The sequence below is a fragment of the Holdemanella sp. genome (assembly GCF_056804935.1).
Genome location: NZ_DBMEXE010000026.1, coordinates 447 through 12,418, shown reverse-complemented (window position 1 = coordinate 12,418; position 11,972 = coordinate 447). Strand labels below are relative to the sequence as shown.

Annotated in this window: 14 protein-coding genes; 9 read left to right on the top strand and 5 right to left on the bottom strand. The window is 34.8% G+C overall.

Going from position 1 to position 11,972, the window contains the following annotated elements; genetic code table 11:
• From ACZQCL_RS02470 to ACZQCL_RS02460, 3 genes are all read left to right on the top strand, one after another.
• On the top strand, positions 1–268 hold a 268-nt coding region (locus tag ACZQCL_RS02470; RefSeq protein ID WP_482481773.1), incomplete at its 5' end, for a YitT family protein.
• Positions 268–1,074 carry a Cof-type HAD-IIB family hydrolase gene (locus ACZQCL_RS02465; protein WP_418562004.1) on the top strand — a complete coding sequence of 269 codons (807 nt, stop codon included), beginning with the start codon at positions 268–270 and terminating at the stop codon, positions 1,072–1,074. The genes ACZQCL_RS02470 and ACZQCL_RS02465, both read left to right, overlap by 1 nt.
• Positions 1,068–2,291 carry a BaiN/RdsA family NAD(P)/FAD-dependent oxidoreductase gene (locus ACZQCL_RS02460; protein ID WP_482481772.1) on the top strand — a complete coding sequence of 408 codons (1,224 nt, stop codon included), beginning with the start codon at positions 1,068–1,070 and terminating at the stop codon, positions 2,289–2,291. Before ACZQCL_RS02465 ends, ACZQCL_RS02460 begins: the two co-directional genes overlap by 7 nt.
• Here ACZQCL_RS02460 and msrA read toward each other — a convergent pair.
• Together msrA and ACZQCL_RS02450 are read right to left on the bottom strand one after the other, a co-directional pair.
• Positions 2,288–2,782, bottom strand: coding sequence for a peptide-methionine (S)-S-oxide reductase MsrA (gene msrA, locus ACZQCL_RS02455; protein WP_333882598.1), 495 nt, complete (start codon positions 2,780–2,782; stop codon positions 2,288–2,290). The genes ACZQCL_RS02460 and msrA overlap by 4 nt on opposite strands.
• Positions 2,779–3,531: a hypothetical protein gene (locus ACZQCL_RS02450; protein ID WP_227990999.1), complete on the bottom strand. Its 753-nt coding sequence runs from the start codon at positions 3,529–3,531 to the stop codon at positions 2,779–2,781. The genes msrA and ACZQCL_RS02450 overlap by 4 nt, the downstream gene beginning before the upstream one ends.
• A gap of 87 nt (positions 3,532–3,618) precedes the next feature.
• Here ACZQCL_RS02450 and ACZQCL_RS02445 point away from each other — a divergent pair, with 87 nt between their 5' ends.
• The 6 genes from ACZQCL_RS02445 to ACZQCL_RS02420 are packed head-to-tail and all read left to right on the top strand — an operon-like array spanning position 3,619 to position 8,851.
• A complete protein-coding gene (locus ACZQCL_RS02445; protein ID WP_482481771.1) occupies positions 3,619–4,704 on the top strand; it encodes a helix-turn-helix domain-containing protein in 1,086 nt (361 codons plus the stop codon).
• A complete protein-coding gene (gene pgsA / locus ACZQCL_RS02440) occupies positions 4,664–5,251 on the top strand; it encodes a CDP-diacylglycerol--glycerol-3-phosphate 3-phosphatidyltransferase (protein ID WP_286162746.1) in 588 nt (195 codons plus the stop codon). The genes ACZQCL_RS02445 and pgsA overlap by 41 nt, the downstream gene beginning before the upstream one ends.
• Positions 5,251–5,745, top strand: a complete 495-nt coding sequence (locus tag ACZQCL_RS02435) for a CinA family protein (RefSeq protein ID WP_288523346.1) — start codon at positions 5,251–5,253, stop codon at positions 5,743–5,745. Before pgsA ends, ACZQCL_RS02435 begins: the two co-directional genes overlap by 1 nt.
• Entirely contained in the window at positions 5,727–6,743 is a 1,017-nt protein-coding gene (gene recA, locus ACZQCL_RS02430; protein ID WP_117572661.1) for a recombinase RecA, read from the top strand. The genes ACZQCL_RS02435 and recA overlap by 19 nt, the downstream gene beginning before the upstream one ends.
• Before the next feature lie 40 nt (positions 6,744–6,783).
• A complete protein-coding gene (locus tag ACZQCL_RS02425) occupies positions 6,784–7,395 on the top strand; it encodes a cysteine hydrolase family protein (protein ID WP_227991003.1) in 612 nt (203 codons plus the stop codon).
• 10 nt (positions 7,396–7,405) lie between these two features.
• A complete protein-coding gene (locus ACZQCL_RS02420) occupies positions 7,406–8,851 on the top strand; it encodes a nicotinate phosphoribosyltransferase (protein ID WP_482481770.1) in 1,446 nt (481 codons plus the stop codon).
• Between the two features lie 32 nt (positions 8,852–8,883).
• Here the strand turns inward: ACZQCL_RS02420 and ACZQCL_RS02415 are convergent, their stop codons facing one another.
• The 3 genes from ACZQCL_RS02415 to ACZQCL_RS02405 form a co-directional block, all read right to left on the bottom strand.
• Entirely contained in the window at positions 8,884–10,284 is a 1,401-nt protein-coding gene (locus ACZQCL_RS02415; protein WP_227991005.1) for a S10 family peptidase, read from the bottom strand.
• Entirely contained in the window at positions 10,284–10,994 is a 711-nt protein-coding gene (locus ACZQCL_RS02410; RefSeq protein ID WP_419032542.1) for a gamma-glutamyl-gamma-aminobutyrate hydrolase family protein, read from the bottom strand. The genes ACZQCL_RS02415 and ACZQCL_RS02410 overlap by 1 nt, the downstream gene beginning before the upstream one ends.
• Positions 10,987–11,972, bottom strand: a 986-nt coding sequence (locus tag ACZQCL_RS02405) for a transglutaminase-like domain-containing protein (RefSeq protein WP_482481769.1), incomplete at its 5' end; no start/stop codon positions are given. The genes ACZQCL_RS02410 and ACZQCL_RS02405, both read right to left, overlap by 8 nt.

Below are 11,972 nucleotides of genomic sequence, written 5' to 3'. Positions count from 1 at the left end.
AATCAACTGTATGGTTATTTCAGATAAATGGTTTGATATTAAAAATCATGTATTAAACAATATGGAGCGTGGTGTTACAATTTTAGAAGGTAAGGGTGGATATACAAATGAATCCAAACCTGTATTGATGATTGTAATTCCACAAAAAATGTATTCGAATTTAGAACACGAAATCATGCAGTTAGATCCAAGAGCTTTTATTATTGTAAATAGTGTTCATGAAGTCGATGGAGAAGGATTTACTTATGAATTGGAGGATTTAAAGTGATGACAAAATTAGTGATTTGTGACATTGATGCCACATTAGTCAATGAAAAGAAAGAATTAACACCGAGGACAAAAGAAGCTTTGATCAAGCTTCATGAAAAAGGTATTTATTTTGGGATTGCCTCAGGACGTCCAGCCGATGAATTAAAACGCAATAAAGAGTATTGGAATCTACCTTTTGACTTTGATTTTGTGGTAGGGATGAATGGTGCAGAATTATGGGATGGTGTACATCAAAAATTCTATAGCTATTTCATGATGAAAAAGGAATGGTTAAAAGAAACCATGGAAATCATGAATGTTGTTAAATGTAACCCAATGATATATTGGGATGGAAAGATTCGTTGTGTTCATATTGATGATTGGATGATTCATTCGGCTTCTACATCGCATAAGGAATTGGAAGTTGTAAAATTAGAAGATTTCTATGCACATGAAAACGCAAAAATCATGTTCCGTATGAAAGAAGAGGATATGCTTAAAGCGGAAGCTTGGGTAAAAGAGCATCCAAATCCTTATTATCATGGCTTTAAAACGCAATCCACATTACTTGAATTTTGTGATAAAAGAATCAATAAGGGATATGGACTACAAAAAATATGCGAACTAAATGATTTAGACATAAAGGATGTTATGGCCTTTGGAGATACATCTAACGATAATGATATGTTAAAAGTAGCAGGTTGTGGTGTTTGTATGATCAATGGTACGGATGATACAAAGGCTTGCGCCAATGCCATCACAAAACAAGATAATGAACATGATGGTTTAGCTATCTATTTAGAAGAAAGTGGGATTTTATGTTAAAAGTATGCGTAATTGGTGGAGGACCATCTGGATTGATGGCTGCCTATACCGCAAGCTTAGTCGGTCACCAAGTGGAGTTGTTTGAGAAAAATAAACAATTAGGAAAGAAGTTGCAACTTACAGGACATGGACGTTGTAACGTTACAAACAGTTGTTCAAAGGATGAATTTTTCAAGCATATTGTGCATAATGAAAAATTTCTATATAGTTCTTTCTCACAATTCTCTAATTTGGATATGATCCAATTTTTAAAATCCAATGGTTTACCTACCATTGAAGAAGATCATGGGCGTATGTTTCCTGGCTCGAATTCAAGTCAGGATGTTGTTTTATTGTTTGTGGAATTATTACGCAAAAACAATGTGATTCTACATATGGATGAAGCATGTACAGATTTAATGGTTGAAGATGATAAAGTTGTTGGAATCAAAACAGATAAAGGTTTGTATTCGTTTGATGTAGTAATTGTTGCGACAGGTGGAAAGTCTTTTGTGTCGACTGGAAGTAGTGGCGATGGATATAAATGGGCGAATACATTAGATATCAAAGTCAGTGATTTATATCCTGGATTGGTTTCTTTACGAACAAAAGAAATCTTTGATTTAGCGGGTCTTTCTTTGCAGAATGTGGGTATTCAAGTAAAGAAAGATAAAAAAGTTTTATATAAACAATTGGGAGACATTTTGTTTACGCATGAAGGTTTTAGTGGACCAGGTATTTTGGCCATGTCAAGCTATGTGATTCATAAAGAACCTGACAAAATCATATTTGATTTAATTCCAGATAAATCAATGGATGAAGTGGATGCGTTTTTACTAGAAAGAATGAATCGTTCTTCAAATAAACAATTGAATCACATACTTGAAATGATGATACCTAAGAGATTGGTACAATATATCATGAATCGTTTAAATATTGATGATTCTTTAAAAGCCAATGAAACAACAAAAGTACAAAGAAGAAGTATTAGTGAATTATTGAAATGTTTAGATTTTAAAGTGTCTAGTTTTGCCGGATTTGATCAGGCTATGATAACTGTGGGTGGAATCAAGACAAATCAGATTCAGCCTCAGACAATGGAGTCTAAGAAAATTAAAGGCTTAAAATTTGTTGGAGAAGTTTTAGATTTGGATGCGCAAACAGGAGGATACAATTTACAAATCGCATGGACAACAGGATATGTTGCGGGAAGCACAATAAAAGAAGGGGCTAATTAAAGTCCCTTCTTAAATTTTGATGCAGGAATGTGACAATAGGCACCTGGATTTTTATCCAGGTATTTTTGATGGTATTCTTCGGCGTTAAAAAAGTTTCTTAATGGTTCAACTTCGACCGCTAGAGCTGAATCATATTTCTCTTGAATTTCATTGTATTTAGATTGGATGATTTCTAAATCTATTTTTTCCACATAATAAATACCTGTACGATAGGAAATGCCAATATCTTCACCTTGTTGATTGACGGATACTGGATCAATAATGTCAAAGTATAAGTCTAAAATTTTAGAAAGTGAAATCACGTTGTCATCATATTGGATTTCTAATGTTTCTGCATGACCTGTAAGTCCTGCTTTCACATCTTTATATTTTGGGTTTTCACTATTACCATTCGCATAGCCAACGGTCGTCTTTAGAATACCATCAAACTGATCGAAATAGTGCTGCACACCCCAAAAGCAGCCTCCAGCTAAATATATTGTTTTTATCATTTTAATTTATAATATTTTCCTTTCGAATCTTTTTTATAGCGCCCAACTTTTTTTGCGTAGTCACTCTCAATCCATTTGGAAAGTTTACACTTCTTTTGTTTGTTTGCTAAGATGGGCATTAGATACTTACTTAAATCATCAATAGATGCATAGCGGGTATTGATTTTTGGATATTTCTTTAATGCTTCTATTACTTCTTCATCACTTGCTTCATTTGGCTTTGAGGTATTTGTTTGTTTCTTTTGTTTTTGTGTCTGTTTTGGTTGAGACTTAGGCGTTTCTTCCTTTAAAGGCAACAAGAACGGGTCTCTTGTCTGTAAGATTTCAATGTCGATATCTTTTCCTTGGAACAACAAGGCTTGTTTAATACCTTGAAATCCTTGATCATTTGTGACAAGAAGAATTTTTTTAGGGACTATATTGGCAACAATTTGTCCAAGTAAAGTAGCACAATAGATGTCCGCAAAATTCTTTTGGCTTTGGTGTGTATTGAAACAATAAGAATTTGGGAAATCCTTCGCAATCGCAAAGATTTGCTGCCAGCACTTTTGCCCTATTTTTTCAAAGTTTCCAAAGAAAAAGAAGACGCTAGGACTAGTGGCTTTTAGTGTGTTTGTGTCAAATTGTTGAACATTTTCACAGTCAATACAATAGAGGGTGTAGTCTTCAAAATTATCGATTTTAATATTTTGTGGAGAGAAACTCATGCATTGAGAAAATGTTCCGATTGAAAAATTAAGTTGTGACATTTCATTCATCCTTTCGTAAATAATTATAGCACATCGTGGTATTCTTGCTTTGAATTTGTTATAATAAACTTCAAAGGGGGAGTTTTAGTGGCTTATTATCACATCTTAAAAGAACGTCGAACAAACCTAAAACTTTCCATTCAGGATGTTTCAAATCAGACGCGTTTAGCGCCTCAATATATACAAGCAATCGAAGAACACAACCTTGATGTTTTCTCCGATGACCTATCTTTCGTTCGCTATTTTGTGCATGCCTATTCGGATGCGATTGGCGTAAATTGGCAGGCCATTTCAGATGAAGTTGATGTGGATGTCAATGAATTTGCGCATCAAAGAGACATGGCTTTAACTATGGCACAAAGGCGTATGGTTGAACAAATGGCGAGTGTTCAAAAGACAAAAAAGACGACTAAGAAAAAGAAAAAATCATCTTTAGGATGGTTTCAAAAACATGTCAGTAGAACAAGTTCTTCATTGAACGCAAACCAGACGAAGATCATCAAAATGCTTGTCCTGATTGGAATCATTGGATTAGGAGTTTTATCCTTGATCAATGTGGGATTGCGTTCGATTTCAAATCAAAAACTAGCAACGCAGCAAGAGCTTCGTGAAGAGCAATTGTCTAAAAAGGAACAGGAGACAAATAAACTCGCAAACCAGCGTAAAAAAGCTAAAGAGGCTCAGGCTTTAGTTGTTAATAAAATTAGCGGTGAAACCAACGCATATCAGCTTTCGAATATTCAATCGGATGTAAAAACATTGGATTTAAGTATTACGTTACCGACAAAGACAAAAATTACTTTGAAAAAGAATGATGAAACAATCAATGATACTTCAAAAGTATATACGGGTACATTCAATCAGAGCTTGGAATTATCCGATGATTGTACTTTTGAAATTAGTATTGAGACATATTCAGATAACAGTATTTCTATTGATGGAAAAGAAATTTCTTTTGATAAAGAAGGTTGGAAGCAGGGTGAGCCTGCCGTTATCACACTACAAATTGGTAAGGGATACCAAAAACCTGTTGAAGAAGATGAAACGGAATATGAGGATAGTGACTATGATTACGATTATGATTATGGTTACACAGATGAAAATCTATATGCACAAGGGGAGGATGTAACTTATGGCCAAGATGAATATACCGAACAGACTAACAATTATTAGAATTTTATTAGTTCCTGTTGTTGTGGCTGTATATTTATGTATGGACCCGACTATTGGTGTTATAGATGAAGCAAGTGGTCTTGCACTACGTGATGTGATCGCATTTGTGATTTTTGCGGTTGCGAGTATTACAGATTTTTTTGATGGAATGTTAGCAAGAAAGAACAATTGGATTACTTCTTTTGGAAAATTTGCAGATCCTATCGCAGATAAGATGTTAGTGAACACAGTTTTGATCTTGATGGTTTATTTTCATCAAGCCAATGTGATTGCGGTATTACTTATGATCGCAAGAGACTTGATTGTTGATGGCTTACGAATGAGCGCAGCTAATTCTGGTGAAGTTGTAAGTGCAGGTATTTTTGGAAAACTAAAGACAGTACTACAAATGTTTGCACTTGTATTCTTGTTATTGAAAGATTGGCCGTTTGTCTATATGGGTATTTGTATGGACCAAATATTGTTGTGGGCAGCAACAGTGGCTTCTTTATATAGTGGATGGATTTATTTCAACCAATTGAAAAAATACGTTTTGGAGACTATGTAATGACTGAGGCAAAACAACTTGTTTCTTTATGTACAGAAAATCATTTGACTATTTCTAGCTGTGAAAGTCTAACGGCTGGCCTATTTACGAGTACGATTGCTTCAATTCCTGGGGCAAGTGCTATTTTAAAAGGTGGTTTAGTGACTTATTTTACACCAATGAAAAGTGTATTAGCTCATGTGGATGTGAACTTAATTCAAAATTATGGTGTAATTAGTGAAGAGTGTGCCTATGCCATGGCCAAAAACACAAGAGAAATTATGGATGTGGATTATTGTGTGTCTTTTACGGGCAACGCAGGTCCGAGTGCCTGGGAAGAAAAACCAGCAGGAAGAGTCTATTGTGCTATTGCTTCTAAAAAAGCGGTTCGTGTATATGGTTTTCAATGTACAGGTCTATCTAGAAATGATGTAAGAGAGCATGTTGTTTGTCAAATGATAGATATATTGATACAAACAATTCAAAAGGAGAATATATGCCAAAAGAAAAAGTAGAAACAAATAAAGATAAACTTTTAAGTGATGTACTAACAGAAATCGAAAGGGAATATGGTAAAGGTTCTGTCATGAAATTAGGGGATAGAGCAGCCGTAGATATTGAACCCATTCCTTCTGGAAGTTTATTATTGGATGATGCTTTAGGTATCGGTGGATATCCAAAGGGAAGAATTATTGAAATCTTTGGTCCAGAATCAAGTGGTAAAACAACACTTGCTTTACATGCCGTTGCAGAAGTTCAAAAAAAGGGTGGTCGTGCAGCCTTTATTGATGCGGAAAACGCGATTGATCCAGTATACGCAAAAAATTTAGGTGTCAACATTGATGAGTTGATTTTATCTCAGCCAGATTCTGGGGAACAAGGTTTAGACATTATGTTGATGCTTGTTGAAAGTGGAGCTGTTGATTTGGTTGTCGTGGATAGTGTTGCAGCTTTAGTTCCACAAGCTGAATTAGATGGTGAAATGGGTGATAATCAAGTTGGATTACAAGCTCGTATGATGTCAAAGGCAATGCGTAAGCTTGCCGGAGCAATGAATCAAAATGATTGTACAGCTATTTTTATCAACCAGCTTCGTGAAAAAGTAGGTGTTATTTATGGAAATCCAGAAACAACTCCGGGTGGCCGTGCATTAAAATTCTACTCTTCTGTTCGTGTGGATATTCGTAAGGCGGATGCCATTAAAAATGGTACAGATATTGTTGGAAACAAAGTAAAAGTTAAAATTGTTAAGAATAAGGTAGCACCTCCATTTAAGTCTGCCGTATTAGAAATTATGTATGGCGAAGGAATTTCTTACATTAGTGAACTATTAGATTTATGTGTCGATGCCAATATTGTAAAAAAAGCAGGGGCATGGTTCAGTTATGAAGGAGAAAAAATTGGTCAGGGTAAAGAGGCTGCCAAAGCTTACATTAAGGCAAATCCAGAATTCAAATCAATGCTTGAAGAAAAATTAAAGGAATTTAAAACAAACAAAGAAGTTGAAGAATAAGAGTTCAGCGTAGAACTCTTATTTTCGTTTAGAGGTATATATGGCACGTTTAGAAAAAAATAATTATAAATCCATTCAAAAAAATGAATTAAATGATCCCGTAGTATTTGTGGTCGATATGATCAAAGGCTTTGTGAATATAGGACCCTTACACGATGAAGTCATTGGCAATGTGGAAAAGAATATTGAAAATCTATTAACAAGCTTAGACTGCAACAATGTCTTTGTATGTGATTCACATCCACCAAAGACGCGTGAATTCAATTCGTTTCCAACGCATTGTGTAATTGGCAGTGAAGAAGCTGAAGTAGTAGATTCTTTAAAGCCATTTGTGAAACACGTCATTAAAAAGAACAGTACGAATACATTTATGGCACCAGAATTTGAAGAGTTTCTAAATTCAGATTTGAAGTATTATCGTGATATAATTGTGACGGGATGTTGTACAGATCTTTGTGTTCTTCATTTCGTATTGAGCTTAAACACATGGTTGAATGAACACAATATGAATGAATATCGTATTGTCGTGGTTGAAAACTGTACAGAAACCTATCATATACCAGAAATACATGAAGCCACATTCTGGAATGATGTCGCATTTAGAATGATGGAAATGAATGGTATTCAGGTTGTTTCTGAAGTAAGGGAGTAAAGATTATAAAATGAAAGATAAGAGAAATTTAAGTTTAGTCATGGACTTTTATGAACTAACAATGAGTCAATGTTATTTTAATGATAATAAAGACAAAGAAGTCGTATTTGACTTATTCTATCGTAAAAATCCGGATGACGGGGGATATTGTGTATTTGCAGGCTTGGAACAAGTTGTAGACTATGTTTCTAATTTACATTTTGAAAAAGAAGATATTGATTATTTGCGCTCATTAAACCAATTTAGTGAAGATTTTCTAGAATATCTATCAACCATTCGTTTTACTGGAGATATTTATGCGATTCCAGAAGGAACACCTGTATTTCCTCATGAACCATTGGTTCGTGTAAAAGCGCCAATTATTGAAGCGCAACTTGTAGAAACGGCATTACTTTTGGCTATCAATCACCAGACTTTGATTGCGACAAAATCACGTCGTATTGTACAAGCCAGTGAAGGTAGAGCGGTTATGGAATTTGGTGCACGCCGTGCTCATAACTTTGATGCAGCCATTCTAGGAGCTAGAGCAGCTTATATTGCAGGTTGTGCAGGAAGTGCCACTACGTATTCAGGAAAAGAGTTTGGTGTACCTGTACTTGGTACAATGGCTCACTCATTTATTCAAAGCTTTGATACCGAATATGATGCATTTATGTATTATGCCAAAACATATCCAGACGCATGTACTTTATTGATTGATACATATTCTACTTTAAAATCAGGTATTATGAATGCGATTAAAGTAGCTAAGGATTATTTAGAACCAAATGGATACCGTTTAAAAGGTGTTCGTATTGATAGTGGAGATATGGCATATCTTTCTAAAAAAGTTCGTAAAATGTTAGATGAAGCAGGAATGAAAGATTGTAAGATTGTTGTATCCAATTCATTAGATGAGTATGTCATTGAATCTTTGATTCATCAACAAGGTGCTAAAATTGATTCGTTTGGTGTTGGTGAAAACTTGATTTGTTCAAAAAATTCGCCAGTATTTGGTGGTGTTTATAAAATGGTGGCACTTGAAAAAGATGGTCATATGATTCCAAAAATCAAAATTAGTGACAATGTTGAAAAAGTGACAAATCCAGGTATGAAGAATTTAAATCGTATCATGGACAAAGAAACAGGTATGGCTATTGCCGATTTATTGACATTAGAAGATGAAGTGATTGATACAACGCAAGATCTAACTATCTATCATCCAATGTCACGTTGGAAATACAAAGTGATTCCTGCTAATACGTATACAGTACGCGATATGTTAGTACCAATTTTTAAAGATGGTAAGCTAGTATATGATCTTCCAAGCCTAGAAGAAATTCGTGCATATAGTGAAAAGGAACTAGCTACAATTTGGGATGAAATCAAACGTTTTGTATATCCGCAAGAATATTATGTAGACTTAAGTGAAAAGTTATTGAATCTTAAGTTAGAAATGTTGAAAAAGTATAAATAAAAAAAAGAAACCGTCGCTTGACGGTTTTTGTGTTAAATACAACTTTCAAAGAATGCACGCATGTCCTTGGCTAATAGATCAAAGCTTTCTTTACCAAGATAAGCCATATGACCACTTGGATATTCACCAATTGTAACTCGATTTTGATCTAGATTGGAATGGGTTGCCAAATATCTGGCATTTCCAGCTGTTGTACAAAGATCATATAGACCTGAGGCAAAGAAGACTTTCATCTGTTTGTTTCTTCGCATACATCCAGCTAAGGATTGGGCAGGACTTGTTTTGAATTCACGATTCCATGTCATATTTACATCAAAGACTAAGCCTTTTGAGATACGATCACTTGTGATATTTAATTCTTGGCGCATCAATCCATAGGCAGTTTGGAAAGCAGGTGTATATTGTCCCATGGCCGGATCATCCGCAATGACATTGGCTTCCATGATTTCTGGATCATCATTCCATGTATAACGACCGTCATAGAATCCTAAAGCTAAGCCCTTATCTTCTAATAGTTTATGCGCAAAGCCTTTCTGCATATCCATATGTAAATGGTGTCTTAACCAATATGTTTTATCAATACCAGAATAGTAAGCTAGTTTATCCGCAATTTCTTCTTTATTAGGACAGGCATCCCCTAAAAATAAGGCTGTGACATATTCAGTGGATGCGAATGTAAAGGCTTCATCAATAAAGTCTTTTTGTGAAATATTTTCCTTTGGATTATGGAAATAATTTGTGGCAGCCATTGTGATTAAGTCTGTTGCACTTGCTTCAACCGGAAGCTTTTCAATAAAGTAACTTCCAAGTAAGAAGATACCACTGACACTAATGCCCATCGTATCGGCCTTTTCAGGACCTGCACCCATCAACTCTCCTGCAAGTAGGGCACTTCTTGCAGTACCATAGCTTTCACCCGCAAGTAATACTGGTGAATTTCTTCGATTGTAACGAGCTAAGAATTGTTCAATGAATTTTGAAACACTTCGAACATCACCATGTGTTTCATAAAATTCTTTTCTTGCCTTTTCCTGAATCAAACGACCTAAACCTGTTCCTACTGGATCAATAAAGACTAAATCACATAAGTCTAATAAACAATGAGGATTGTCTTCTAGTTCAAAAGGAGGAACAGTAGGAAGATTGAGTTCATCATCTAATTTTACAATTCTAGGACCAAATAATCCCATGTGAAGCCAAAGACTTGCACATCCTGGACCTCCATTATAAATAAATAGAATAGGTCGTTTAGAATTGTCTTGTATATCACTTCTAAAATAGGCATAACTAAAGATGGATGCGACTGGATTATTTTCTTCATCTACAAAGAAATGATCTTCACAAATTGTATGATAAGGAATGGTTGTTCCTTGAATACTAATTTTGCCATCTGCCTCATATTTTGATTTTTCTAAGTTTTCTTGAATACGCATTATTTCACCTCGCACTTTTTGATAAAGACATTGAATATATCTTGCATCTCACCATATTTATGGGACAATGCTTCTGGATGGAATTGTACGGCATAAATTGGTAATGACTCATGTTCAATGGCTTCAATGATGCCATCTGGTGCTTTAGCTGCAATTTTAAATTTTGGTGCTAAATCTTTGATGGCCTGATGATGAAAACTATTCACATAAGCTTCATCACTTAAGCTAGGATATAAAAAGCTATCCTTTACAATATGGATCTTATGACTTGGATTTTCTCTTTTTTCTTGTTGCGCATGTTTAATGACACTTCTTTTACAATACGATAAATCTTGATACAAAGATCCTTTAAAATAGACATTCAACATCTGAATGCCACGGCAGATTCCAAAAATGGGAATCTGTTTTTCATTGGCATATTTTAATACTCGCATTTCATAATAATCACGATCTAAGCTTGAATTACCTTGTAAAGGTTCTGGATTTTCATTATAAATCATAGGATTCACATCAATTCCACCTGTCACAATTAATCCATCTAATGGATTAACTTGAGCTTGAATTGTATCGTAGTCATTTGTGATAGGAAGAATCATCGGACAACCACCACCACGAATAACACTATTAATATAGGCTTCATTGATAAATTGTTTAGGTAAATTCTCTTTATCCAATTCATTACACGTTAGACCGATAATAGGCCTACGCATTTTTATTCTCCATAAGGGCAATTTCGATATTCTTTGTCTCTTTAATAATATATTTTCCTGGAATAGCTTCATCTACATATTCCATTTCACCATTTTGGTTGTCATATGGATCGTTTGGCAAGAAGTTTTTAGCTGGCACAAAAGCACCTTGGAATTTAGATGAACATGGAGTTCTAAATGGATCTAGATATCCAAAATAGAAATCTCTTCTTTCTAAGTTTCCGGCACGATATGATCCTCCACCAAATGAACAATCTGCATATAACCATCCATATGGAGCTACATAGAATCTGGCCCAATCATGATTGCCAATTGTTTCTGGTGTAGTATAAAGTCCAGCTTGCCAAGTGGCAGGAATGCCCACAATACGACATAGAGTAATAAATGTCAATGCTTGTAAACCACAATCCCCTTTCAATCCAGTTGTGATATATTCTGGAATACAAGGTAAAGTCGCGTAAGCACGTACATACGAATATGTGACATGACTTGTGATATAGTCATAAATCAATTTAGCCTTTAATAAAGGATTTGTTTCTTCACCAATGATTTCTTTAACTACATCTTTTAAATAATCTGTAAATACAACGTGTGGCGCATATTCTTCAAGACAAGTATCTGGATGTTCATTCGTCACAATACTAGGATCTAATTCTTCATAGTGCATGTGATTGATGAATTCATATTCTACACTGAATTCTTCACCTTTTTCGTATGGTTTTTCAATATAAACACATCTTTGATCTACACTGTTATCATTTACTAGACCTTTATGAGATGTATTTAATAATTTAAAATCTTCAACCTGCGCATATTCTTTCGGAATAGGAAGCCATACACGAATCGTTTTTCCAGGTTTTTCAAATGCAGGATCCACCTTTAAGCTTGTCTTGACATGAATCTTGCAGTAAACATCCTTTTCTTCTTTCATTTTATGCATTACATCATCTAATAAAGTACTTGCAGCACCATCTTTTT

Excerpts from the sequence above, each read along its gene's own strand:
- ACZQCL_RS02465 (WP_418562004.1), top strand. The coding sequence starts at position 268 with ATGACAAAATTAGTGATTTGTGACATTGATGCCACATTAGTCAATGAA.
- ACZQCL_RS02460 (WP_482481772.1), top strand. The coding sequence starts at position 1,068 with ATGTTAAAAGTATGCGTAATTGGTGGAGGACCATCTGGATTGATGGCT.
- msrA (WP_333882598.1), bottom strand. The coding sequence starts at position 2,782 with ATGATAAAAACAATATATTTAGCTGGAGGCTGCTTTTGGGGTGTGCAG.
- ACZQCL_RS02450 (WP_227990999.1), bottom strand. The coding sequence starts at position 3,531 with ATGTCACAACTTAATTTTTCAATCGGAACATTTTCTCAATGCATGAGT.
- pgsA (WP_286162746.1), top strand. The coding sequence starts at position 4,664 with ATGGCCAAGATGAATATACCGAACAGACTAACAATTATTAGAATTTTA.
- ACZQCL_RS02435 (WP_288523346.1), top strand. The coding sequence starts at position 5,251 with ATGACTGAGGCAAAACAACTTGTTTCTTTATGTACAGAAAATCATTTG.
- recA (WP_117572661.1), top strand. The coding sequence starts at position 5,727 with ATGCCAAAAGAAAAAGTAGAAACAAATAAAGATAAACTTTTAAGTGAT.
- ACZQCL_RS02425 (WP_227991003.1), top strand. The coding sequence starts at position 6,784 with ATGGCACGTTTAGAAAAAAATAATTATAAATCCATTCAAAAAAATGAA.
- ACZQCL_RS02420 (WP_482481770.1), top strand. The coding sequence starts at position 7,406 with ATGAAAGATAAGAGAAATTTAAGTTTAGTCATGGACTTTTATGAACTA.
- ACZQCL_RS02415 (WP_227991005.1), bottom strand. The coding sequence starts at position 10,284 with ATGCGTATTCAAGAAAACTTAGAAAAATCAAAATATGAGGCAGATGGC.
- ACZQCL_RS02410 (WP_419032542.1), bottom strand. The coding sequence starts at position 10,994 with ATGCGTAGGCCTATTATCGGTCTAACGTGTAATGAATTGGATAAAGAG.